Below are 25,544 nucleotides of genomic sequence, written 5' to 3' on the forward strand. Positions count from 1 at the left end.
GACCTCACCTGCCGTCGCGTTCAACCGGGTTGGTTCTTTCCGAAGAGCCGGAACCGGCTCGGCCTGGGCTCGGCGGCCGGCGGGTTCGCGGGCTTGGGCGGGACCGACGGCGGCCTGGGTCCGCCGGCGTCGGGCGGGTCGTGTCGCGGCGGCGGTTGGCCGGCCAACGGCATCCGCGTGCGCTTGCGTTCCAGGGCCGCCTCGTAGCCGCGTCGGCCCTCGGCGAGCGGGTCGTACTGGGCGTAGCCGCGCACATACGGGTCCGGCTCGGCCAGCCGGCGCAGCAGTTCCGCCGCGCCCGGCCGGCGCAGCGGGTCCTGCTCGAACACGCCCTGGAGCAGGTCGTACAACACGCCCTGGCTCTCCACGCCGACCGGGATCAGGCCTTGGCGGACCGGGCGGCCGGTGGTGACGTGGTAGGCGACCTGGGCGGCCGACCACAGGTCGTCGCGCGGGTCGGCGGGTCCGGGACCGCGCAGCGGGCCCGGCGCGGCCCACAGTGCGGTGCCCAGGCTGCTGCGCGGTTCCCCGGCGAGCGCGGCGTGGCCGAAGTCGGCGACGTACAAACGGCGTTGCTCGCGCTGCCAGCGCACACTGGCGGGGGTCAGGTCGCCGTGCACGACGCCGGCCGTCTCCAGGTGGCGCACGGTGCGAAAGAGCGCGCGGCGAAACGCCTCCTGTTCCTCGGTCAGCAGCTTGCCGACCACGTCCTCGGCGGGTGGGCAGGGCGCCGCCTCCAGCAGCACGAACGGCTCGACGCCGTCGAAGTCGTGCCCGGCCACCAGGGCGAGTTCGCGCGGGTAGCCGGCCGGTCCGAAGGTGCGCACGAGCCGGAGCAGCACCCGGATCTCGGTCTCCAGGGCGGCCTCGGCGCCGACCCGGCGGCGCGCGTCCAGCGGGCCCAGGCGCTTTTGTACGAACGTGCCGCCGTCCTCCACGTCGCGCACGTCGCGGACCCGGAAGGGCTCGCCGGGCCGGGTCGGCCGGTCCGGGCCGAACTCGACGCGGCGCTCGACCGAACGGCCCTCGGGGTCGGTGTACCCGAGCTTCTCCTCCCGGGCCTCGCCCGCGCGCCCGGGCGCGCCCGGCGCGCTCACGACGCCCATCCGTCGTCGTCGTGGCGTGCGCCCGGCCCGCCGAGGTCCCGGGTCGGCGCGCCGTCCGCGCTCTCCTCCCACATCCGCGCGTCGTCCACCGAGCCCGGCAGCAGCGGCATCAGGCGCAGGACGCCGGCCATCCGGCCGCCGCCGGTCCACACCAGTTCGTGCTCGATCAGGTGCCCGGAGCCGCGGTCGCGCAGTGCCTCGCGGACGGCCGGACGCACCCCGCGCGGTGCGAAGCGCACGCTGCGGGTGTGCGCCGGGGCGTGGTCGAGCAGCACCAACTGGTCGGCCCCGCACAGTTGCAGCATGGATCGGTCCGCGGGTTGGCCGAGCAGTTCGGCGATGCGTTCGGCGTCGCCGCCGGCCGTGTCGCCCACGTGCGGGCGGTCCTGGGCCCGGCGCGCGAACGGCGGCGCGGCTTGCACGCCGTTGTGCGCGAGGTGGTCGGCGTAGGCACGCAGCACCGGCCGCAGTTCGGGTTGCGCGCCGCGCCGGGAGGCCTCCGCCGGGTCGCGTTCGAGCAGCGGCCACAGCGGTTCGAACGCGGCGTGCAGCCCGTCCACCAGGTCGGCGAGCACGGTGTCGTACAGGCTCGCGCCCGCGCTCGGCGGCGGGGCCGAGGGCGGCGCGGGTCGGCCGGAGGTCGGGTAGCCGGCGGTGCCGAACGCGGGCGCGCCCGGGTCGGGCCCCACCGGTTCGCCCGTCAGTTGCCGCTCGATCACCGCCGCGTCCTCGGCGAGCGTCTTGGCGCTCTCCTCCAGCAGCGCGGCCAGCACGGTCGCCCGGTCCACCGCCTCGCGCCGGGGACCGGCCAGCGCCCAGTCGTTCCACACCGTGCGCACCAGCAGCGCGTGCAACGCGTGCAGCGCCCGGGTGGCCGCGCCGAGCGCCAACGCGCGCTCCCAGCGCCGGACCCGCACCGTCCAGTCCACGCCGGGCAGCACCACGAGTACGGCCAGGCCGAGCACCAGCGCGAGCGGCCCCACGCCGGTCGGTGGATCCCACGCGCGTCCGGCGAGCAGTCCGCAGACCGCGCCGACCAGGGCGACCAGGCCGGCCACGACGATCATCGGCAGCGCCTCGCCGGGCAGCGTCGCGCGGCCCGCGCGGTCGGGGCGGCGCACGGTGATCAGGGTCGACCCGAGCACCGCGAGCAGCACCGCCAGGCCCGCGCCGACCACCCCGAAGGCGGGCCACAGCGCGGTCAGGAACGAGCCGACCAGCGCGGCGCCGACCACCCCGACGTGCCCGGGGCCGAGCGGGAACGCGGCCGGGCGCAGGTAGTGCCCGAGGAAGGCGTCCGAGCAGGTCCGGTCCACCTCGTGGGCTCGCGAGGCGCCCGCGCCCGGGGCGATCCGATCGGCCAGCTCACGCAGCCGCTCGGCCAGTCCGCGCAGGCCCTCGGGCCGGTCGAAGGCGGCGGCGGTGCGCTCGTACAGCGCGCCGGCCACCGAGGTCGCGCCCACGCCGGGCGGCTCCGGGATCAGCACGCCGACCTGGTCCAACCAGGCCCGCCCGTCCGCATCCAGGCCGGCCGCGCCGCGGCCCACGGTCTGCCGGACCAGGTCGCGGTATTCGAGCAGCGCGGTCGCGGCGTCGGCGACCTGTTCGTGGATCGGGCGCCCGTCGTGACCCGCCGAGCCGTACAGCGCGAGCGGGCCGGCGAGCAGCGACAGGCGTCGTTGCGCGTGCCCCAGACCCTGGTCTGCGTGCGCCCACCGGCCGCCGAGCGGGCTGTCCGCGCGCACACATTCGCGCATGCCCCCGGCGGCGACCGGGCCCGGGCCCTGGTCGTCGGCGAGCGCGGCGAGCGGTTCGGGCCACGGCTCGTCCACGCCGCCCTCGGCGCCGGACAGTCGCTGTACCGCGCGGATCCGGGCCCGCTGTACCGCGTCGTCGCGGATGCGCTGGACGAACGCGGTCATCCCGGGTGCCGCGATCGAGCGGGGCATCTCGGTCACGCCGGCGAGCACGTGGTCGAACACCTCGGGCTGGGTGAGCACGTCCACCAGCGGCGCGAGCGCGTCCGCGTCGTCGGGGCTGAGCGTCACACCGGGCGCGCGGCCCGGCGCCCAGTCCGTGCCCCGGACGTCGCCGACCCACAGCGTGGCCGCGTCGCTGCCCGCGAGTTGGCCGGGGCGGCGCAGCACGATCGAGCCGTCCACGGGCGCGCCGACCGCGACGCACACGACCTTGCTGTACATGCCGGCGAAGATCCGCTCGTACGCCTGCCGGTGGGCGACCAGTTCCTCGACCGAGTCGAGCACGAGCACGCGGTCCGCGTCCACGTTGCGGGTGCCCGCGGGCACCCGGGTGCGGGCGTACGCGGTCTGCACGTCGGCGAACCGCCGGGCCGCCAGCACCGTGTCGTACTCGGTGCGCAGGTCGACGACGACCACCAGCGGGCGCGGCACGCCCGGGTCGACGGAGTCGGTCACCAGCCACCCCCGGGGAGCTCGCGGTCGTCGTGCTCGTCGGGCAACCGCAGGGTCCGGTCCAGGCCGTCCAGGCGCACCGTGCGATCGTCGGGATCCGCGTCGTCGCGCCCGGGTCGCTCGCGCGGGTCGAACGGATCACCCGGGTCGCGGTCGCGATACGGGTCGTGCGCGTCGCCGGCGTGCCGGGGGTCCAGCGGCCCGCGGGCCTCGCGCGGCTCGCCGGGGTCGTACGGATCGTAGGGGTCGTACGGCTCGCGCCGGCCGCGCCGTTGCGGACCCGGCGGCCGCTCCGGGGCCTCGTGCTCGTCCCGGTCGCCCCGGTCCTGTCGACCCCGGTCGCGCGGGTCCGGCTTGTCCAGGCTCGGCCGCCCCAGGTCGCGGGTGTCGGGCAACTCCGGCGACTCACTCGGGTCGTGCCACCGCTCGGGGCCCCTGGGCGCGCGCCCGTCGCGCCGATCCGGTTCGCCCCGGTCGAACGCCGGTTCGCCCGGGTCGCGCCCGTCCCGCCGCTCCCGCTCCCGGTCGTCCCGACTCTGCCGCGGCCGGCGTCCCTCACGCCACTCGCGCTCGGCACGTTCGTCTCGTTCGTCCCGCTCGTCCCGCTCGTCGCGCCCGCGTTCGCCCACCCGTCGATCCCGCTCGAAGCCGCGCTCGTCCCGCCCGCGGCCCCACTCGTCCGGTGCCCGGCCACGCTCGGCGCCGCCCCCGCCGTACCCGTACTCGTCCACCGGCCCCGAGTCGTCGTACTCCAACTCGCGCAGCGAGTTGCGGGTGGTGGCCTGGTGCGGGAAGGGCAGGTCGAGCGCGGCGGGCAGGGTGATCTCCCACAACCGCAGCAGTTCCTCGGCCCAGCCCCGGCTGCGCTCCGGCAGCCGATCGCGCAGCTCCTTGAGCACCTTGACCTGCCGCGGCGCCACCTCGTGCACGAAGTGCCGGTACAGCGGCGATGGTTCGCCCACTCGCGCGCCCAGCCCCTCCGGGTAGGTGAGCATCAACTGTTTGGCGAACTCCCGGCGCACCGAGGCGTCGTCGGTCAGCGTCCACTCCTCGTAGGCGCGCAGCAGGCTGCCCCACGAGGAGGCTCGATCGAACGGGCGCAGCGGCAGCCGCATCACGGTCGGCCCATGCGGCAGCCGGATGTCGATCACCTCGGGCGAGGACCGGTCCCCGCGCCCGACCTCGACCTGCCCGTTCCACATCGCGCACAGCAGCCGGTGCAGGATGTACACCCGGTGTCCCTCGGTGGTGGCCAGCCAGTCGTAGGTGAAGCCCAGCCGCTGGCGCCACTTGAGGAAGTCGACCGGGTCCTGCCGGTCCAGCGAGCGCGACCACTGGGCGAGCACCTGGCGCACCTCGGGCACCTCGGTCAGGCTCATCGCGCTGCGGAAGAGCACCACCACGATCGACTCCTGCTCGACCGCGCGGAACTCGATCTTGCGGGACGGCTCGTTGGGGATGTTCAGCATGCGTTCCAGGTACTGCCGCACGTCCGAGTCGTGCGAGGTGCCCGGATGGGCGATCAGCACCTTGAGTTCGCCGCTGCCCTCGGGCGAGAAGCCGTTGGGCAACATGCCCGCGAGCTTTTGCACGAACTGTTCGAGGTCCTCCTCGCCCACCGCGACCCCGCGCCGGGTCGCCGCGCGCGTGAGCAGGTCGCGCACCGGCGGCAGCAGCGGCTGCGCGTTGAGCTCGCCGGCCTGCACGAACAGGGTCTTGACGTGCTGCTTGATCTGGTCGCGCACATAGGTGACGGCGGCCGGGCCGCCCTCGCGCTCCTCGCCCATCTCGTAGGCGCGCTGCCAGATGCTCGTGCCGAGCAGCTTGCCGACGATCTGCGCGGCGCCGGCCGTCTCGGGCAGCCGCTCGCGGTCCACGAAACGGCGCAGCACCTGGCGGTAGAACGACTCCAGGTTGCCCTGCGGCGGCAGCAGGTAGGAGACCCCGGAGCGCTGCCGGTACAACTCCCGGGTGGCCCGGCCGAAGTTCGCCTCCTCCTGGTCGCGGTGGTCGTTGAAGGACTGCGCCAGGCCGTCCACGACGTGCCGCAGGTAGACCATCTTGCGGTCCCACACCTCGGCCTGACCGCCCCACTGGGCATGCCAGTTGCGGCGTGAGCGCCATTCGAACCACTGCTGCTGCGCGTTCAGCGCGCGTTGCACCTCGGGGTCGCCCCACTTGGCCTTGACCACCCCGCCCGCGCGGTCCTTGATCGCCGGGATGTGCGGCGCGTTCACGGTGATCCCGGGCGGCGGCGTGGGTTCGGTGCTGCAATGCGCGAGCAGGCCGGCCACTCCCGGCCGGTCCGCGTCGCTGTACAGCCTGCGGTCGCCGAAGAGCACCCGGCGGGCCCGGAACAGGTCGCCGTCGGCGAGCAGTTGGCGGATACCGCGGGCGTGGTTGAAGTCCTCGGCCAATTGCGCGGTGTGCGCCCGCAACTGGGCCTCCTGCTGGCGCAGCGCCTGTTCCATCGCCCGGGTACGCGCGTTGAGCGCCTGCATGATGCCCGCCGCGCCCTTGGCCGGCGACGGGTCGGCCACGTGCGGCGGCGCGCACAACCACAGTTCGCTCAGACCGGCCACCGACATGAACGACTTGATCTGCTCCAGGTTGGCCTCGGAGGACACCCGCACGTCCGAGGTCAGATCGCGCACCGCCTGGGCGAGCAGCCGGCCGGCGACGATGTCGGCGAGTTCGTCCACCGGCACGGTCATCGACGCGACCAGGCTCGTGGAGACCCCGCAGGCGCCGATCCCGCTGGGCGCGGGCACCTCGCGGCGCACGCCCTCGTTGATGAAGCTGTCCGCGAAGGACTGGTACAGGTCGCCCTGGATGACCGCGTTCTCCAACTCGGCCCCGCCCGGGTTGAGTCCGGTGCCGATCAGCGACATCACCAGGGAGACCACCGAGCGGTGCAGGTCCTCGCGCTCGATCCCGCTGGTGCGGCTGAACAGGAAGCCGGTCTGGACGGTGCCCGCCTTGAGCCGGGTGGACTCCAGACCGGGGTAGCGCACGGCCAGGTTGCCCGCCGGCGCGCCGAGCCCGGTGTCGAGTTCCTCCTGCGCGTACTGCCCGTTCTGGTCGTCGACCAATTGGAACAGGTCCAGCAGCGCCCGCCCGGCGTTGAGCACCGCGGGCCGGCCGCCGCCGCGTTCCTCGTCGAACGCGGACGGCATCAGCACCAGCGGATAGATCTTGATCCCGTCGTAACCCTGCGAGAACGCCTCGCCGATCAGGTGCAGGTAGTCGTAGAAGATCCCGCAACCGGTGCCTCCGGCGATCGAGAACGCGACGAACACGTCGCACGTGTTGCGGTTGTTCTGGCTGCCGCTGAGCGCCATCAGGTGGTCGTTGCCGTTGCTGATCAGGCCGACCGCGCGACGCAACGGGTCCATCGCGGGCGCGAGTCCGTGCCGGAAGGTCTCGAACAGCGCGGCGCGCCCGACGGTGGGCAGCTGCCCCGCGCCGCGCCGCAGCGGCGTCACGCGCGGCTCGCCCTCGCGGGCGGGCAGCCACGGGATGGTCTCCTCCGCCGCGTTGATCCGCAGCGAACGAGCCACCTCCGGATAGGTGTTCAGCGGTGGCACCAGTTGGGTGGTCAGATGCGCGTTGCGATCCGCGGCGGCCCGATGCGCGGGCGGCGCGGCCCGCAAGCGCTGCCGCTGCAACTCGTTCTCGTTGAGGTCGGCGTAGACGAACTGGATGCAGTTGGGCAGTTGGTACGGGGTCAGTTGGCCCCCGAGCCGCTGCATCAGGCCGGTGCCGTCGGCGCCGCACAGTTCCTCGCGCAGCCGTCGCTCGAGTTCGGCTCCGATCAGACATCCGGTGCCGCCCAGGCCCACGAACAGCATGGACTGGTGGATGGACATGCCCCTGCGGCCTTGCGCTGCCACGGGCCCTCCTCGAAAAGTGCGTGACGTGCGAGCTCGGGTGACTCGGATCCCGCGTCGGGGACCGGTGCCGCGGCCGGGAAGCGGTGAGCGTTCCCGGCCCGGGCACTAGCGCGGCGGTCCGTAGCCGAACGTGGTGTCGTCGGGGCCCGCGCCGGGCCCGGGATCCGAGGCGGGTCCCGAACCGTACGGGCCGTACGGGTTGTACGGTTGGTCGGATCCGTAGGCGCCCTCGCCGTAGGGGCGCGGGGGCGCGGCCGTGGGCGCGGCGGAGCCGTAGGGGTTGTAGGGATCACCGGAGGCGGAGCCCCCGGTCGGCGACCCGCCCTGGACGCGGTCGTCCGTGCAGCCCAGCGCCAGCCCGGGTTCGATCTCGGTGGACCGGCCCATGTCCAGGTGCAGGTGCGCGCCCAACGGGGTCTCCACGTCCAGGGTGCCCGTCGCCGCGGTCCGCCGCACGATCCACGAGGTTCCGGGTTCGTGCTGATACAGCGGGATCAGTTGGGGCGGGAAACCGGTGGTGTCCAGCCGGAACCACATCGCCTCGGCTCGCTCGTCCAGCGGCCGGGTCTCCACGCCGATCGGCTGCCCGTCGCGGTACAGGCGCAGCGCGATCGGTCCGATCCGACGCGCGCGTCCACGCCGCTTGGCGAGGTAGCCGAGCAGGCCGAGCAGCAGTGCGATCAGCACGACGGCCCCGATCACCATCCACAGGTATCGATCCCAGAAGCCGGGCGGCGGTTCGACGGTGATGGTGCGGGTGGTCTCGAAGAGCACCTTGTCGCCGTCGGTGGTGTCCAGCACCCGGACCCGGCCGGTGTGGTCGCCCTTGGCGATGTTCTTGCCGAAGGCGAGCTTGAAGCCGAACTCGTCGGAGCCGGCCGTCACCTTCTGCTCGGCCCCGGTGATCCGCATTCCGGTGGCGGCCGGGAAGTCGGCGACCACGCGCAGCGTGTGCGACCTGGTGTCGTTCACCTTCCAGGACACCGTGCCCGCGACGCTGCCGCCGGGTTCGATCGTGGTGTCGCCCCAGCGGATCTCGGCCAGGGCCGAGGCCGGCCCGCCGCCGAGGGTGACCGCCTTGACCTCACGGGTGCCGGAGACGCCCGGCGCGGTGATGGTGCCGGTGAAGCTGACCTGACCGGTGGTCCCGGCCGGAATCCGGTAGTCGCTGAAGAACTCGCCCTTGTCGCCGGCCCGGAGCGGGATGTCGGCCTTGAGCCCGGGACCCTCGATGTGCCCGGACACCACGACGCCCTTGAGCGCGGCCGGATCGGTCAGGTTCTTCTCCCGGGTCTGCAGGAAGACGCTGAACTTCACCGGCTCGCCCGCGGTCGGCTGGGGCGGGTTGAGTTGCACGTAGGACTTGACCACGCCCTGCCACAGCGCGGCCGCGCTGACCGGCCCGGACACCCCGGCGGGCGCCTTGAGATGGATCCGCCACTTGCCCGCGACGGGGTCGGTGACCCGCAGCGTCTCGGTTCGCGAGCCCTCCCCGCGGTGTTCGGTGCCGGGCGCGTTGTCGACCTGCTTGCCGTCCGGGTCGAAGAACGTGGTGTCGATGTGCTCGTTGGCCTTCTGCACCTGGATGACCACGTCGGTGGCGATCGCCGGGATCGTCACGTTCAGGTCGGCCTCGCCGTTGACGTCGGTCGAGTCGGTCTGGGTGACCCCGGCGCAGCGCGCGGTCCCGAACGCCTTGCGCAGGGTCTGCACGACCTCGCCGGAGTCCTTGACCGTGACCGCCTTGGGCTTGTCCTCGGGGCGATTCGAGCAGATCGAGGGTGCGCCGCCGTCCGCGATCCGGTTCAGTTGGGCGGCGTCGATCCCGCTGCCGAAGCCCAGTGGCCAGATTTGTATGCCCGCGGTCTTCGCGTCGGCCAGCGCGGCGGTCAGGGCCTTGTCGAGTTCGCCCGGGATCCGCGCGGCGTCGGTGCCGTAGCTCTCGCCGGGCGCGACCGCCATCGCGCCGTCGGTCAGCACGAACAGGACCTTGGGTTGGCCGGCCGGGGCCGAGCGCAGCATGCTCACGCCCTGCCTGATCGCGGCCGGGATGTCGGTGTTGTTGCCTTCCTGATCGGTGCGCGCGTGCAGCTTGTCCGCGCACGTGGCCACCGCCGGATCGGACACCGCGGTCATCGGACAGACCACGTCCACCGGCGGCTTGACGCCGTTGCCGCTGCCGAAGCCGACCACTCCCACCCGCGATTCGGGCGAGAGCTCGCCGATCGCGGCGAGCGCGGCGGCGTCCTTCTCCCGGTCCAGGTCGGGGCCCTTGAGGCTGCCGGACTCGTCGACCAGGACCACGTACGAGATCGGCGCGACCTTGAGGCTGGGGTCACCCACCGCGGGGTCGGCCGCCCGGGCGGCCGGGCCGGGTATCAGGGCCAGGGCGAGCGCGCCGAGCAGAGTCGCGGTGGCCAACCGTCGTGGACGCCGTGTGGAGGGCGCCGGCCGCGGCGCTCCCCGGCGGACAGGCAGCACCAAAGTGGCGTCCCCCCTGCTGTCGGCCCCGCGGGCGCGAGGCACACCTCGGGTGTTCGGCAACGTTCTAGCAGCAACGCGCGGGGTAACGGGCACCGATCGCGATCACTGGCACACGCTCGGTTCCGAACCGTTATTCGGCCAACACCCGTACACCCCCGTGCGGGCTTCCACGATGCACCATCGAGCAGGCCGGCGGAACCGAATCGAGCAGATACGGACAACGGCCGCGGTGGTTCCACTCGAAAGTGGAACCACCGCGGCCGTCAAGGCAGTTGGCCGCCGGCACCGAGATGCGGCGGACCCTCGACTACAGGTCGACCTGGCGGAAGAGCAGGCCGATCTCGTCGTTGGACAACCGGCGGGTGCGGCCCGGCTTCTGGTCGCCCAGCTGGATCGGACCGAACTGCGTGCGCACCAGGCGCTCGACCGGGAAGCCCAGTTCGGCCAGCATGCGCCGGACGATGTGCTTGCGGCCCTCGTGCAGCACCACCTCGACCAGGAAGTTGTTCCCGACGCTGTCCACGATCCGGAAGCTGTCGGCGCGCGCGACGCCGTCCTCCAGTTCGACCCCGGCCTTGAGCTTCTTGCCCAGGTCGCGCGGGATCGGGCCCTGGATCGAGGCGAGGTAGGTCTTGCGCACCTCGTACCGGGGGTGGGTCAGGCGGTTGGACAGCTCACCGTGGTTGGTGAGCAGGATCAGACCCTCGGTCTCGGTGTCCAGCCGGCCGACGTGGAACAGGCGCTGCTCGAACTCGGTGATGTAGTCGGCGATGGTGAACCGGCCGTCCGGGTCGAACATGGTGGACACCACGCCGGTCGGCTTGTTGAACGCGATGTAGGTCTCCGCCGGGCGGGTCGGGATGCGCATCCCGTCGACCTTGATCTCCACCGTGTCCGGGTCCACCCGCTTGCCCTGTTCGGTGACCCGCTCGTCGTTGACCTGGACCCGGCCGGCCTCGATCAGGTTCTCGCAGTGCCGGCGGCTGCCGATGCCCGCGTCCGCCATCACCTTCTGGAGGCGGACGCCCTCCTGCTTCTCGCGCTCGTTGCGCTCGGTGGAGCGCATCGTGGTGGGACGGCGGTCCGGGCGACCGGTGCTCGCCGACGGGCGGCGGTCCTTGCCACCCGCCGCGCCGGACTTCGGCTGCCCACCCGCGCCGCCTCGACGATTGTCGTCGGCGACCCGGCGGGGCTGCGGAGTGTTGCTGCCGCGCCCGGTGCCCCCGCGCTTGTTCACCGAGCGTTCGTTGCCTCGGTCGTTGCCGCCGGAGCCTTGCCTGTTGGTGGGTGCCATCAAACTTCCGTTGTCGTCTCGCCGTCGTCGGGGTCGGTGTGCACCGCCCCGGTATCCCTCCCAGTATCCCCGCTCCGCGCAAGCGGGGACGCCGCGCGTACCGGGAAGCCGTCCAGGGCCCCCTCGCCCTCCGCCTCCAAGGCCTCGATCTCGGGCAGGAAAGGGGCCAATTCCGGCAACTCGTCGAGCGAGCGCAGGCCCATCCGCTCCAGGAAGAACTCGGTGGTGCGGTACAGCGTGGCCTGGGTCTCGTATTCGACGCCGTACTCCTCCACCAGGCCGCGCGCGAGCAGCGTGCGCATCACGCCGTCGCAGTTGACGCCGCGTACCGAGGAGATCCGGCCACGGCCGACCGGCTGGCGGTAGGCGACCACGGCGAGCGTCTCCAGGGCGGCCTGGGTCAGCCTGGACTGCTGCCCGTCCAGGACGAAGCGCTCGACGGCGGCGGCGTGCTCGGGGCGGCTGTAGAACCGCCAGCCGCCGGCCACTTCGCGCAGGTCGAAGCCGCGGCCCTGGGCGGTGTACTCCAGGGACAACGTGCGCAGCGTGGCGAGCACCTCGACGACCGGGCGATCGAGCACCTCGGCGAGCAGGTGTTCGGAGACCGGCTCCTGGACCACCATCAGGATGGCCTCCAGCGCCGCCGGAAGCGGGCTGTCCGACACCGGGAGGGCGGGCGGCGGGGTCTTGCCGCGCGCGGCCCGCGGGGCGGGTACGGCCGCCTCCGGCGCCTCGTCCTCGGGCTCGGTCCAATACCCCTGGTCGCCGCTCACGCGTCCTCCTCCTCGCCCTCGCGCAACACCGTGTCGAACTCGTCGAACCCGTCCCCGACCACCACCGCCTCGTCCGTGCCCGCCGTCCACCGCACGGTCAGCTCGCCCAGCGCCTCGACCTGGTCGAACCCGACCGCCAGTTCGCGAAAGAGTTCGAGCAGGACCAGGAACCGGGCGACCACGTGCAGCGTGTCCGGCGCGTCCTCGGTCAGTTCGGCGAACGTCGCGCTGCCGGTCCGGCGCAGCCGCTCGACCACTATCGCCGCCTGCTCGCGCACGCTCACCCGCTGGACGTGGATGTGTTCGATCGACACGATCCTGGGCGCCTTGGGCGTCATCGCCTTCGCCGCCAGCCGGGCGAACCGCTCGAGCGAGGTGGTGATCACCACCTCGGGCAGCAACCCCTGATACCGCGGCTCCAGCGGCACGTCGCGCGGATGACGGCGCGACTCCTCGGCCCAGCGGTGCTCCAGGATGCCCGCGATCTGCTTGTACGCCCGGTACTGGAGCAGCCGCGCGAACAGTATGTCCCGGGCCTCCAGCAGGGCCAGGTCCTCCTCGTCCTCGACCTCGGCGACCGGCAGCAGCCGGGCCGCCTTCAGGTCCAGCAGGGTCGCCGCGATCAACAGGAACTCGGTGGCCTGGCCCAGGTCCCAGTCCGGGCCCTGGGCCCGGATGTGCGCGATGAACTCGTCGGTGACCCGGGACAGCGCGACCTCGGTGACGTCCAGCTTGTGCTTGGCGATCAAGCCCAGGAGCAGGTCGAACGGACCCTCGAAGTTGGCCAGGTTGACCCGGAATCCGGTGTCGTCGTCCGGCGCGGGCGGCGGTGCGGCGGGCTCGGGGACGACCGGCGGTTCGGGTCGCGGCGCGGACCCCGACCCGACGGGCGCGCCGGGCCCGGCCCGGCCGGCGCGTGCGGCCTCGGCGGCGGGCTCGGCCCGCACGGCCTGTTCGGCCGGTACGGCGGGCCGGTCCGGGCCGCGCCCGAGCGTGCGTCGGGTGGGGGCGGGACCGTTGTTGTTGGACATGGTGCGCTCAATGGTGCGGGCCGCGACTGCGGGAAACGGCACGGACCCGCCGGGTGGTGGTCCGAATTGGGCCACTCAGGGGACCGGCGGGTCCGTCGAGACTTCGCGAAGCGGGGTTCGCTCGAATGTCGCTTAAGAGCCACGCAGCCGGCGGACGAGAATGCTCGCCTCGCCGCGCGCCTCCAGGTCGGCCAGGACCACCGCGACGGCCTCACGCACTATCCGACCGCGGTCCACGGCCAGGCCGTAGTCGCCGCGCAGGCTGAGGCGCGCGTGCTCGAGGTCCATCAGTTCCTCGGCGGACACGTAGACCGTGATCTTCTCGTCGTGTCGCTCGCGCCCGCTCGGTCGGCGCTGCGCACGGGTGCGCCGGTGTGCCGGGCGCGCGTTGGGGTCGACACCCGCGGCGGCGGACATCGAGGACGCCCCCGACGGTGTGGGCGCCTCACGGCGGCCGGGCACGGGGTGTTGCACGGCGTGCTGTTCGACCTCGCCGGAGCCGCCGTCCGCGCCGGACGACTCGTGTCGCTCGGCGCTGTCGGGACTGGCCCCGACCGGCGGAACCTGCGCGGGTACGGTGCCACGCGGCTCTCCCGATTCCCCGCCGGCGCTCTGCTGCTGCTGCTGTTGCCTCAGCATGGCGCCGCCGGTGGTCCGGAACAGCTCGTCGGCACCCGGGAGACTCACTCGGCGCGACACCGGGCGAGCACCTCCCTGGCCAGTTGGCGATAGGCGGCCGCGCCCACCGAGTTGGAGGCGTAGGTGGTGATCGGTTCGCCCGCGACGGTGGTCTCGGGGAACCTGACGGTCCGTCCGATCACCGTGTGGAAGACCTGGTCGCCGAACGCCTCGGTGACCCGGGCCAATACCTCGCGGCCGTGCACGGTGCGCACGTCGTACATCGTCGCCAGGATGCCGTCGAGCACGAGGTCGGGGTTGAGCCGCTCGTGCACCTTCTCGATCGTCTCGGTCAGCAGCGCCACTCCGCGCAGTGCGAAGAACTCGCATTCCAGCGGCACGATGACGCTGTTCGCCGCGGTGAGGGCGTTGACCGTGAGCAGCCCGAGCGAGGGCTGGCAGTCGATGATGATGTAGTCGTAGTCGTTGACCAGCGGCCGGATCGCGCGCGAGAGCGTGGTCTCACGGGCCACCTCGGTGACCAGTTGCACCTCCGCCGCCGACAAGTCGATGTTGCTGGGCAGCAGGTCCATGCCCGGGATGATGGTCTTCAGCAGGACGTCGTCCGCGCTGAGGTGACTTTCCATCAGCAGGTTGTAGACCGTGAGTTCGAGCTCCATGGGGTTGACGCCCAGGCCCACCGACAGCGCGCCCTGGGGGTCGAAGTCCACGAGCAGGACCCGACGACCGTATTCGGCCAGCGCGGCACCCAGGTTGATGGTCGACGTGGTCTTGCCGACGCCGCCCTTCTGGTTGCACATCGCGATGATCTTCGCGGGTCCGTGTTCGCTCACGGGCGCCGGGATCGGGAAGTACGGAAGGGCGCGGCCGGTCGGGCCGACCCGCTCGCGCCGCTGCGTGGCGGCGTCGGGGGCGAGTGTCGCGGCGTACTCCGGATCCGGTTCGTAGTCCGCGTCGGGGTCGAACGGTCCGCCACGCAGTTCCTCGGCGTAGCGCAACTCGTCGTCGTAGTAGTACATATCGTAGGCGTACTCGTGCGCGTCCGGACCATCGAGCCCGTCTTGCCCGGCCTGGCCGGCCGGGGCGGTCTGGCCCGCCTGGGCGGCGCTGTCCGTGCGCGTCCCCTGCTGGTCCTGCAGGCCGTCGGCGGGCCCGTAGGAAGAGGTAGTCGGCGCTGCACGGCCCGGCGCCGCCCCTGGCTGGGCACCCCCGGGAGCAAATGTCGACTCGTTCACAAGTCGTCTTACCTCCTTGCCGACCAGGTCATTTCTTGCTTCGTCAGCCTGAATCCTTGCCGACGGATCGCGACTCTATGGCGTTGCGGACGGTCGCAGCAAGGCGAAGCGCCCGACGCATGCAACATGTGAGGCGATCTAGTCAAGCGCCCGAGGGTGGGATCCTGCGTACACATGACGACGTCCGTCGGGGGTTTCGCGCCCGTAGACCCGGGTCGTGGACACCGAGGAATGACCCAGGAGTTCCTGGACGACCCGGACATCGGCCCCACCGTCGAGCAAATGTGTGGCGAACGAACGCCGCAGCGTGTGCGGGGAGATGGGGTCGGTCAACGACGCCCGCGCGGCGGCGGTCCGGAGCACGGCCCAGCCGCTCTGCCGTGACAATCCGCCGCCTCGCGCGTTGAGAAAGACGGCGGTGAGGCCGCGCCCGGCGGCGGCGAGTTCGGGACGCGCGCGCACCAAGTACGTGTCGAGCGCCTCCATGGCCAGCGCGCCGAGCGGCACCACACGACGTCGGCCGCCGGGACCGACCAGGGTGATGGTCCGCGCGACCAGGTCCAGATCGTGCAGATCCGCGCCGACCGCCTCCGAGACGCGCGCGCCGGTGCCGTACAGGAGTTCGAGCAGGGCGCGGTCGCGGTGCCCGTACGGCGCGGCACCCTCCGAGGCGGCGGCGAGCAACGCCTCGACCTGCTCGACCGACAGCGCGCCGGTGCGCCGCGGCGGCGGCGCGCCCGGACGCACGTCGTGCGCCACGTCGACCGGGACCAACCCCTCGCGCAACGCGAACCGGTGCAATCCGCGCACCGCGACCACGGCCCGGACCACCGACGCCTCGGCCGACCCCGCGGTCCGCAACGCCGCGACGAACGCGGTCACGTCCGCGGCCCGCACCTGCGCGAGCGCACCCACCCCGCGCCCATCCAGATAGGAGAGGTAACGCCGCAAATCCCGTCGATAGGCGAGCAGCGTGTTCCGCGCCACCCCACACTCACCCGTCACATGGGCCAGATAGGCCCCGACCACTACATCCACGCCCTCATTCTGACCCCCGAAACACCACATGCCGTACACCCACATCTTTGGGGGTGCACGGCACGCAATGCCTTACAAAACCTCACACACCGAACAAGCCAACCCGGCCCATCCGACACCCGAGGACAAACAAGCCCGCCGCCCTCACACCGGGCGAGCAAACTCCAGCCCGCCCGGCACCCGAGGACAAACGAGACCGCCACCCCCAAGCCCCAGGCGAGCAAAACCCAGCCCGTCCGGCGCCTGAGGACAAACGAGACCGCCACCCCCAGCACCGGGCAAGCAAACTCCAGCCCGTCCGGCGCTTGAGGACAAGTAGCCCAGGCCAACTTCAGCCCGGCCGGCGTTTGAGGCCAATCCAGCCCGGCCGGCGTTTGAGGCCAAAAAGCCAGGCGTCAGCCCAGCACGTCTTCCAACGACACAGCCGGCAGGCCCAGCGCCTCGCCGACCGCAGCGTTCGTGAGCAGACCCTCGTGCGTCGACAGACCAAGCGCGAGCGCCCGATCCGCCTTCGCCGCATCCCGCCACCCGCGGTTCGCGAGCTGCACGATGTACGGCAGCGTCGCGTTCGTCAGCGCGTAGGTCGAGGTGTGCGGCACCGCACCCGGCATGTTCGCGACGCAGTAGAAGATCGAGTTGTGCACCTTGTACACCGGGTCGTCGTGCGTCGTGGCGTGCGAGTCCTCGAAGCAACCACCCTGGTCGATCGCGATGTCCACGAGCACCGAGCCCGGCTTCATCCGCGACACCAGCTCGTTGGTGATCAGCTTCGGGGCCTTCGCGCCCGGGATCAGCACCGCGCCGATGACCAGGTCCGCGTCCAGCACGGCCTTCTCGATCTCGTACGTGTTGGACGCGACGGTCTGCAGGTGGCCCTGGTAGATCCGGTCCGCGTCGCGCAGCGCCTGGATGTTCCGGTCCAGCAGAAGCACCTCGGCCTGCATGCCGAGCGCGATCGCCGCCGCGTTCATGCCCGAGACACCGGCGCCGATCACGACGACCTTCGCGGCGTAGACACCGGAGACGCCACCCATCAGGGTGCCGCGACCGCCGCCCTGCGCCATCAGGTGGTACGAGCCGACCTGCGGCGCGAGCCGACCGGCCACCTCGGACATCGGGGCGAGCAGCGGCAGCCCGCCGTTCGGCAACTGCACCGTCTCGTACGCGATGGACGTGGTGCCGGCGCTGAGCAGGGCCTCGGTGCACTCCTTACCCGCGGCGAGGTGCAGGTAGGTGAACAACGTCTGGTCCTTGCGCAGCCGACCGAACTCCGAGGCGATCGGCTCCTTGACCTTCAGAATGAGGTCACCGGTCGCCCAGACGTCGTCCGCGGTCGCGAGGATGGTCGCCCCCGCGGCCACGTACTCCTCGTTCGGGATGGACGAGCCGACGCCCGCATCGTGCTCGATGTAGACCTCGTGACCGTTGCGCACGAGCTCGTGCACGCCGGCGGGCGTGATCGCCACGCGGTACTCGTGGTTCTTGACCTCGCGGGGGATACCGACCTTCACGGCTATCAAGTCCTGTCGACAGAGGGTTGGGCACCAGCGAGCCCAGGCATGCGAATGCACGCCTTACCTCGTGGTGTCCCTAGCTTAGTGCGGTTGGAACGCCCCGCCAACCTTACAAAGTGGCAGTGAGGGGCCGACCGCTTGTCTATTTCGTAGGTTGCGCCCGGGAGGATGGACCGGAGCCGGTACCCGCGAGGCGGCTATTCGTCACCCAGATGGCGACGAACCTCGTCTGCCTCGGGCGCGCCCGCGTCCACGAGCAGGGCCAATGCCTGCCGGCGGCGCGATCGGGCGTCCCGGACGTCGCCGGCCTCGAGCGCCAGTTCGGCGCTCTGCAACAGGGCGAGGGCCTCCAGGCGCTCGTCGCCCGCCGCCCGGAACGCCTCCATCGCGTCCCGGTAGACCGCGAGCCCTTCGGAGACCCGGCCCGCCTCGCCGAGCACCGCCGCGATGTCGGTGAGCACCCGGCCGATGTCGGCGGGGTCGCCGATCCGGCGGCGCACCCCGAGGGCCGCCCGGTGATCGCGGACGGACTGTTCGAACCGGCCCATCCGCGCGTGCAGCCGGCCCAGGTGGGACAACACCCGGGCCTGGCCGGCCGCGTCGCCGATGGTGCGGCGCAACAACAACGAGCGGTCGTACCAGTCCGCGGCGCGTTGCAGGTCGCCCAGATCGGCGTAGGCGTTGCCGAGATTGACCATCGCGCGGCCCTCGCCCGCCGGATCGCCCAGTCCGCGGGACACCTCCAGGGCCGCCCGGTAGCAGGACAGCGCCTCCTCCAGTTCCTGGCGCGCGACGTGCAGGTTGCCCAGGTTGAGCAGGGCGACCGCCTCCTGCCGACCGGAGCCGGCCCGGCGTGCGGTGGTCAGCGCGAGTTCGTGCAGTTCGCGCACGTCGCTCCAGTGCGCGCGCCGGTCGAGCAGGCGGGTGAGCACCGAGACCAGTCGGCGGGTGGCCGCGTCCAGGCCGGCCGCCGCGGCGACCCGGGCGGCGGCCAGCAGCTCCGGCCGCTCGTCGCGCAGCCAGGCACGCGCCTCGTCGGCCGACGCGAAGCGCACGTCGGCGCCCGGGTCGGGGCCGTCCACGCCGACGATGACCCGCTCGGCCGAGCGGGCCAGCCGTACGTACCGGTCGAGCAGGCGCACCCGCGCGTTGCGCCGCTCGCCGGGCCGCTCCTCCGCGTCCAGGCGCTCCTGTACATAACCGCGCACCAGGTCGTGAAAGCGGAACCGCCCCGGCACCGAGCCCTGCTCCAGCAGATGCAGCTCGCGCAGCTCGATCAGCGAGCGAGTCGCCGCGTCGGGGCCGCAGTCGGCGAGCGCGGCGGCGGCGTCCGCGCCGAACTCGCGCCCGGGCACCAGCGCGAGCAGCCGCAACAGCCGCGCGGCGGAGGGCACCAGTTCGCGGTGGATCAGCGAGAAGCACGCGCGCACCGCGAGGTCGTCGCCGGCCTGCTCGTGCAACCGCAACCGCTCGGCCCGCAGCCGGCGTCCGACGTCGGCCATCGCGTACCGCGGCCGGGCCCGCAACCAGGCACCCGCCATCCGCAGCGCGGCCGGGTGGAAGTCGCACAGCGCGGCCAACTCGTCCGCCGCGCGCGGATCGCACGCGACCCGGGTGTGCCCGGCCAGGTTGCCGAGCAGTTCGGCCGAGGCGCGGGTGTCCAGCATGTCCAGCGCGCATGTGCGCACCGCGGCGGCCCGGCCGAGCCCGGTCAGCGGGGACACCGAGGTGAGCACCACGAGCGCGGTGGGACTCTCCGGGAGCAGCGGGCGCAGTTGCGCCGTCCCGGTCACGTCCTCGAGCAGGATCAGGAAACGTTTGCCGTCCAGGTGCTCGCGAAAGAGCCGGATCCGCTCCTCGTGCGCGGAGGGGATGCCGACCGTGCCGAGCGCGTACAGCAGTGATTCGAGCACGTCGCCGGGCGGGATCAGCTCACCGCGCGGCCCGGTGAGGCGAGCGTAGAGCCGACCGTCCGGGAAATGCGGCGCGAGGCGATGGGCCAGTCGTACCGCGAACTCCGTCCGGCCCACGCCGACCGGTCCGGTGATCGCGACCACCCGGTCCCGGGGCAGCCAGACCGTGCGAGTGGTGCCCGGGTGCTCGGGGTCGGTCGGCGCCAACTGGGCCGGAATCGCCGCGCCGGGACCGGTGACCCAGCCGTAGAGGGTGTCGAGTTCCTCGGTGCGGCCGACGAAGTCGGGGCCTCCGGGCGGCAGTTGGTCCACGATCGCGGGCAACGCCTCGACCGGCGCGCGCATTCCGGGAACCAGCGCCTCGGCCGTCGCGCACCCGACCCCGGACTCCCCGGTCACAGCCACCGCAGACGCCCCCTGTCTCACCCACACCCAGCCCGCAGATTACGACCACGCACCGGTCCGCAGGGCCCGACTCGCCAACCCCGCGGCGCTAATTCCGCAGCCTTTCGACCCCGACGCGAAGGGTGTGCCGGTGGGCGTGAAATCCCGAGCCCGCCCCGGCGGCGACCGCGGCGCGTCAAAAGGGCCGAGCGGGCCAGGGCGCGTCCGCCGCCCGAAGCGCGTCCAGCCCGTCGCCGGCCAACGCCGCCGAGAGCGCCAGGGCTCCGGAAACCAGCATCGGGTTGTGCAGTTCACCCGCCAGAATCCCGGCGATCGCCTCGTCCAGCGGAAGCCAGGAGAGTTCCATCCCGACCTCCTCGTGCTCGGCGGCGAACCGCTCGGCCCGAGACTCGGACAACCCGCGCGCGAGGAACACCCGGATCGCCTCATCCGAGGAGCCGGGTGTGGTGAAGACGTCCACCAGCACGTTCCATGTGGCGGCCTCGTGATGGGCCTCCTCGAACAGCTCGCGCTCGGCCGCGTGCAGCGGGTTCTCCCCCGGCACGTCCAGCAGCCCCGCCGGAATCTCCCACAACTTGTGCCGCACCGGGTGCCGATACTGGCGCAGCACCAGCAGCCGCCCGTGCTCGTCCAGCGCCACCACGCCCACCGCCCCGGGATGGTCCAGGTAGTCGCGTCGCGCGCTGCTCCCGTCCGGCATCTCGACCACATCACTGCGCATCGACCAGACCCGTCCCTTGAACGGTGTCTCGCTCTCCGCGACGGGCCACGCCTCGGCGGTATCGACGATCCTCGCCCGAGTGCCCGGGTCGTTCACGATGCGCTCCCCTTCAAGCTGCCGCCGGCCGGATACCGCCGTCCCGATCGGCCAGCCTAGGCCCTGTCCGGCGGATCCTGGTGGATCGGGCCGGGTCGTCCGGTGCCGTGCGTCGGCGTGCGTCGGCGTGCCGGAGAAGCAGCCGCACAGTGGTTGCATTCGGCCGCTTCTCCGGTGCGGCGAGGCGCGGTGCCGGGCGGCGCGGACGCACCGGGATCCGCCGGACAGGGCCCGGGGCCGCTCCCGGCCACGCCGAGCGCCCCCGGCCCGCGGTCCGTCGCGCCCGTCCACCGGCGACCCGGCGTCGGAGGCCACCGGCGGAGAAGCCACCCGCCCCGGGTATCGGGGCGGGTGGCTTCTCGGGGTTGTCGATCGGGCCGGATCGCCGGTCAGGCGCCATTGCCGCGACCGGCGGCGCGCACCGGTTCCCGGTCACGGCACCGCCGGGTGTTCAGGAAGTGGTCTCCGCGACCCGGTCCTCGCCCTTGATCCGCCGTACCGCCGCCGCGACCAGGCCCGCGAAGAGCGGGTGCGGGCGGGTCGGGCGGGACTTGAGCTCGGGGTGGGCCTGGGTGGCGATGAAGTACGGGTGCTGCTCGCGCGGCAGTTCCACGTACTCCACCAGCCGGCCGTCGGGCGAGAGGCCGGAGAAGGTCAGGCCGGTCTCCTCCAACCTGGCGCGGTAGGCGTTGTTGACCTCGTAGCGGTGCCGGTGGCGCTCCTCGGACTGGGGCGCGCCGTAGACCTCGCGGGCGATCGAGCCCTCGGCCAGGTCCGCGGTGTACAGGCCCAGTCGCATCGTGCCGCCCAGGTCGCCCTGGCCCGCGACGATGTCGAGTTGGTCGGCCATGGTCGCCACCACCGGGTGCGCGGCCTCGGGGTCGAACTCGAGCGAGTTCGCGCCGTCCAGGCCGGCCAGGTTGCGCGCGGCCTCGATCACCATGCACTGCAGGCCCAGACAGATGCCCAGGGTCGGGATCCGGTGCTCGCGCGCGTACGCGATCGCCTGCACCTTGCCCTCGACGCCCCGGTCGCCGAACCCGCCGGGGACCAGCACCGCGTCGCAGTCGCCGAGTTCGCGCGCGGCGCCCTCGGGTGTCGCGGTGTTGTCCGACGTCACCCACTTGATCTTGGTGCGCACGTTGTTCGCGAAGCCGCCCGCGCGGATCGCCTCGGTGACCGAGAGGTAGGCGTCGGGCAGGTCGATGTACTTGCCCACCAACGCGACGGTGACCTCGCGCTCGGGCTGGTGCACCCGGCGCAGCAGGTCGTCCCACTGGGTCCAGTCCACGTCCCGGAAGTTGAGCCCGAGCCGGCGCACCACGTACGCGTCCAGGCCCTCGGAGTGCAGGACCTTGGGGATGTCGTAGATCGAGGGGGCGTCGATGGCCGCGACCACGGCTTCCTCGTCCACGTCGCACATCAGCGAGATCTTGCGCTTGATGTCCTGCGGTACGGCCCGGTCCGCGCGCAGCACGATCGCGTCCGGCTGGATGCCGATGCTGCGCAGCGCGGCGACCGAGTGCTGGGTCGGCTTGGTCTTCAGCTCCCCCGACGGGCCGATGTAGGGCAGCAGCGAGACGTGCAGGAAGAAGACGTTGTCCCGGCCGACCTCGTGCCGGACCTGGCGGATCGACTCGAGGAAGGGCAGCGACTCGATGTCGCCGACGGTGCCGCCGACCTCGGTGATCACGATGTCCACGTCGTCCGCGGCCATGGCCCGGATCCGCGACTTGATCTCGTTGGTGATGTGCGGGATGACCTGCACGGTGTCACCGAGGTACTCGCCGCGGCGCTCCTTGGCGATGACCGTCGAGTAGACCTGGCCGGTCGTCACGTTGGCGGAGCCGTGCAGGTCGACGTCGAGGAAGCGCTCGTAGTGGCCGACGTCCAGGTCGGTCTCGGCGCCGTCGTTGGTGACGAACACCTCGCCGTGCTGGAACGGGTTCATCGTCCCGGGGTCGACGTTCAGGTAGGGGTCGAGCTTTTGCATCGTGACCCGCAGGCCGCGCGCCTTGAGGAGCGCTCCGAGGCTCGACGCGGTGAGCCCCTTGCCGAGCGAGGAGGCGACGCCTCCGGTGACGAAAAGGTGCTTCGCCTGCCGGGTGCGACTGGGCGTCTGAGGCACTGCCAAGGAGGGGCTCCCGTGGTTGCGATCGAGGGGATTTCGAAGGGGACGCTGCTGGGCCGATGCGGGCCCGGAACAGTCCCACCAAGTCCACGGGATACCAGCCTAACAGCGTCGGGCGTCGAGGTCCCGCACCCGGTGCGGAACAACTGCGACACCATACGGCGATTGCCCAGAGTGACAACGCACGGGAGAATCCGGGCACATGCCGACGGATCGGCCGAGTCGGATTCGACACAGAGTCAACGATCGGGTCGGCGCTCGCAGGCACGTTTCAGCGCCGACGGCGCACTATGCTACGCAGACGGCGCGCGAGCGTTTCTCCGCTCGCCGTCGCCCGCGCGCAGCGGAACCTCACGCGCGCGACGGGTGACGTCCCCCGGATCCCGACGGGACGACATTTCGGGAGTACCGGTCGATCCGACCACCGTTTCGGCGGTCGATCACGCGCGCGTGGTGCACTCTGGAATGAATCGATCAACCGCTGATCAGAACATGCCGGTCGGCGACGCGGTAAGCACAAGCGCAGCACAACACGGTTCTCCACATCACCGAACGCAGCACAACGCGGTTCTCCGCACCACATTCCGCCGGACCCCCGCCGCGCGCAGTACGAGCCGGGACGCAGCACGCGCCGACCGACTCGCAATACGCACAACCAGGACGACCGGCATCATCAGGACGACCAGGAACGGAAAGCGTTGCCCGTGACCAGCCGCATCGAGGACTACGCCCTCATCGGGGACATGCAGACCGCCGCTCTCGTGGGCCGCGACGGTTCCATGGATTGGCTCTGCCTCCCCCGCTTCGATTCGCCCGCCGTGTTCGCCGGCCTGCTCGGCACCGAGGAACACGGTTCGTGGCGGGTCGCCCCGCTCTCCGGCGGGCCCGCGACACGCCGGCGGTATCGCGGCGACTCGCTGATCCTCGAATCGGAATGGGAGACCCCGCGGGGGACCATTCGGGTGATCGATTTCATGCCTCCGGCGGACGCGCTGGTCGGCGCGCCCGTCGTGGTGCGGATCGTGGAGGGCGTGTCGGGCCGCGTGCCGGTCCGCTCGGAACTGCGCATGCGGTTCCACTACGGCAAGGTCGTGCCCTGGGTGCGGCGCGAGGCGGACGGGCGCACCGTCGCGGTGGCCGGCCCCGACGCGGTGTGGTTCGCCAGTGACACCGAGACCTACGGGCGGGGTCTGACCACCTATTCGGACGTCACCCTCGGCGAGGGCGACCGGGTCACCTTCACCCTCACGTGGCATCCCTCGCACGTCGAGGGCCCGCTGCCCACCGACGCGCTCGCGGCGCTGGCGGACACCGAGAGGTTCTGGACCGACTGGATGACCCGCTGTACCTACCGGGGACCGTGGCGCGAGCCGGTGGTGCGCTCGCTGATCACGCTCAAGGCGCTCACGTACGCGCCGACCGGCGGGATCGTCGCGGCGCCGACCACGTCGCTGCCCGAGGACGTGGGCGGGGTGCGCAACTGGGACTACCGCTACACGTGGCTGCGGGACGCGGCGATGACGCTGGGCGCGCTGCTGAAGACCGGTTTCGTGGACGAGGCCAAGGCGTGGCGCGAGTGGCTGCTGCGGGCGGTCGCGGGCGACCCGGAGAACCTGCAGATCATGTACGGCGTGGGCGGCGAGCGCCGGCTGACCGAGTACGAGGCGACCTGGCTGCCGGGCTACGAGGGCTCGCACCCGGTCCGGATCGGCAACGCCGCCGCCGAGCAGTTCCAGCTCGACGTCTACGGCGAGGTGGTCGACGCGCTGCACCTGGGCCGGGTCTCCGGCATGGAGGGCAACGACCACGCGCACGCGCTCCAGCTCAAGCTGATGGACTACATGGAGCAGCACTGGCGCGACCCGGACGAGGGCATCTGGGAGGTGCGCGGGCCGCGCCGGCACTTCGTGCACTCCAAGGTGATGGCCTGGGTCGCGGTGGACCGCACGATCCGGATGCTCGTGGACGAGCCGATGGCCTCGGACACCGAGAAGATGCTCGAGCACCTGCGGGGTGTGCGCGAGGAGATCCACCGCGAGGTGTGCGCCTACGGGTACGACGTGGACCGCAACACCTTCACCCAGTACTACGGCTCGACCGAGCTGGACGCGTCGCTGCTGCTGATCCCGCAGGTGGGCTTCCTGCCACCGGAGGACAAGCGGGTGATCGGCACGATCGAGGCGATCCAGCGCGAGCTGACCGAGGACGGCTTCGTGCGCCGCTACCCGACCAACGGCACCAGCGTCGGCCTGGACGGTCTGCCCGGCGACGAAGGCGCGTTCCTGGCCTGCTCGTTCTGGCTGGCCGACGACCTGGCGATGATCGGCCGGGTGGAGGAGGCCCGCGAGCTGTTCGAGCGCCTGCTCGCGCTGCGCAACGACCTGGGCCTGCTCGCCGAGGAGTGGGACCCCCGGCTCCAGCGCCAGGTCGGCAACTTCCCCCAGGCGTTCAGCCACGTGCCACTGATCGACACGGCCCTGCGCCTGACCGCGACGATGCGCGCCGAGCCGGCGACCGACCAGGACTGAGCACGCGGGCGCGGGGACAGGCAAGACGCGAAGGCGGGTCGCGAAGGCAAAAGCGAGCGGCCCGGGCGGGTCCGTGGGCACTCCGTGCAGGTGTGCGCATCGATTCCGGGTGGTACCTCCGGACACCGTGACCCGCGAACGTTCCACGACCGCGGCGACGGGCGACGAGCCGACCGGCTCGTCGCCCGTCTCGTCGTTGCCGTTCCTGCCCCGGGGGCGGCGGCGACGCGCGCTCATCCCCCGGGGCCCGGCGACCTGCCGGAGATCATCCTCCGTGCCGCTGCCCGGAGTTGGTCCGGCAACGATCCCTG

The 25,544-nt window shown here is 72.2% G+C and carries 15 protein-coding genes; 1 reads left to right on the top strand and 14 read right to left on the bottom strand.

The window, feature by feature from the left end; genetic code table 11:
• Positions 1-20: 20 nt before the first annotated feature.
• The 14 genes from OG948_RS09365 to OG948_RS09430 all read right to left on the bottom strand — a co-directional run bounded on the left by OG948_RS09365 (position 21) and on the right by OG948_RS09430 (position 22,702).
• Positions 21-1,097, bottom strand: coding sequence for a protein kinase domain-containing protein (locus OG948_RS09365; RefSeq protein ID WP_406295392.1), 1,077 nt, complete (start codon positions 1,095-1,097; stop codon positions 21-23).
• A complete protein-coding gene (locus tag OG948_RS09370) occupies positions 1,094-3,541 on the bottom strand; it encodes a hypothetical protein (RefSeq protein WP_406295394.1) in 2,448 nt (815 codons plus the stop codon). The genes OG948_RS09365 and OG948_RS09370 overlap by 4 nt, the downstream gene beginning before the upstream one ends.
• Complete coding sequence (locus tag OG948_RS09375; RefSeq protein WP_406295396.1) at positions 3,538-7,431, bottom strand: tubulin-like doman-containing protein; 3,894 nt, start codon at positions 7,429-7,431, stop codon at positions 3,538-3,540. Before OG948_RS09375 ends, OG948_RS09370 begins: the two co-directional genes overlap by 4 nt.
• 105 nt (positions 7,432-7,536) lie before the next feature.
• A complete protein-coding gene (locus OG948_RS09380; RefSeq protein ID WP_406295397.1) occupies positions 7,537-9,852 on the bottom strand; it encodes a vWA domain-containing protein in 2,316 nt (771 codons plus the stop codon).
• Between the two features lie 370 nt (positions 9,853-10,222).
• A complete protein-coding gene (locus OG948_RS09385) occupies positions 10,223-11,209 on the bottom strand; it encodes a pseudouridine synthase (protein WP_391586915.1) in 987 nt (328 codons plus the stop codon).
• A complete protein-coding gene (gene scpB, locus OG948_RS09390) occupies positions 11,209-11,982 on the bottom strand; it encodes an SMC-Scp complex subunit ScpB (protein ID WP_406295399.1) in 774 nt (257 codons plus the stop codon). The genes OG948_RS09385 and scpB overlap by 1 nt, the downstream gene beginning before the upstream one ends.
• Positions 11,979-13,013, bottom strand: coding sequence for a segregation and condensation protein A (locus tag OG948_RS09395; RefSeq protein ID WP_406295401.1), 1,035 nt, complete (start codon positions 13,011-13,013; stop codon positions 11,979-11,981). The genes scpB and OG948_RS09395 overlap by 4 nt, the downstream gene beginning before the upstream one ends.
• A gap of 132 nt (positions 13,014-13,145) precedes the next feature.
• Positions 13,146-13,712 carry a hypothetical protein gene (locus OG948_RS09400; protein ID WP_406295402.1) on the bottom strand — a complete coding sequence of 189 codons (567 nt, stop codon included), beginning with the start codon at positions 13,710-13,712 and terminating at the stop codon, positions 13,146-13,148.
• Complete coding sequence (locus OG948_RS09405; protein ID WP_020555592.1) at positions 13,697-14,671, bottom strand: ParA family protein; 975 nt, start codon at positions 14,669-14,671, stop codon at positions 13,697-13,699. The genes OG948_RS09400 and OG948_RS09405 overlap by 16 nt, the downstream gene beginning before the upstream one ends.
• A gap of 354 nt (positions 14,672-15,025) precedes the next feature.
• A complete protein-coding gene (locus OG948_RS09410) occupies positions 15,026-15,925 on the bottom strand; it encodes a tyrosine recombinase (protein WP_406295404.1) in 900 nt (299 codons plus the stop codon).
• Between the two features lie 395 nt (positions 15,926-16,320).
• Complete coding sequence (ald, locus tag OG948_RS09415; protein ID WP_406295406.1) at positions 16,321-17,436, bottom strand: alanine dehydrogenase; 1,116 nt, start codon at positions 17,434-17,436, stop codon at positions 16,321-16,323.
• A gap of 200 nt (positions 17,437-17,636) precedes the next feature.
• A complete protein-coding gene (locus tag OG948_RS09420) occupies positions 17,637-19,757 on the bottom strand; it encodes a tetratricopeptide repeat protein (protein ID WP_406295407.1) in 2,121 nt (706 codons plus the stop codon).
• A gap of 175 nt (positions 19,758-19,932) precedes the next feature.
• Positions 19,933-20,574 carry an NUDIX domain-containing protein gene (locus OG948_RS09425; RefSeq protein WP_406295408.1) on the bottom strand — a complete coding sequence of 214 codons (642 nt, stop codon included), beginning with the start codon at positions 20,572-20,574 and terminating at the stop codon, positions 19,933-19,935.
• Between the two features lie 451 nt (positions 20,575-21,025).
• Entirely contained in the window at positions 21,026-22,702 is a 1,677-nt protein-coding gene (locus OG948_RS09430; RefSeq protein ID WP_406300213.1) for a CTP synthase, read from the bottom strand.
• Positions 22,703-23,409: 707 nt separating this feature from the next.
• On the opposite strand from OG948_RS09430, the gene OG948_RS09435 reads away from it, so the two are divergent.
• Complete coding sequence (locus OG948_RS09435; protein WP_406295410.1) at positions 23,410-25,233, top strand: glycoside hydrolase family 15 protein; 1,824 nt, start codon at positions 23,410-23,412, stop codon at positions 25,231-25,233.
• Positions 25,234-25,544 lie beyond the last annotated feature (311 nt).

Source organism: Embleya sp. NBC_00888, from assembly GCF_045207655.1.
GTDB lineage: Bacteria > Actinomycetota > Actinomycetes > Streptomycetales > Streptomycetaceae > Embleya.

Excerpts from the sequence above, each read along its gene's own strand:
- OG948_RS09405 (WP_020555592.1), bottom strand. The coding sequence starts at position 14,671 with ATGTACTACTACGACGACGAGTTGCGCTACGCCGAGGAACTGCGTGGC.
- OG948_RS09385 (WP_391586915.1), bottom strand. The coding sequence starts at position 11,209 with ATGGCACCCACCAACAGGCAAGGCTCCGGCGGCAACGACCGAGGCAAC.
- OG948_RS09395 (WP_406295401.1), bottom strand. The coding sequence starts at position 13,013 with ATGTCCAACAACAACGGTCCCGCCCCCACCCGACGCACGCTCGGGCGC.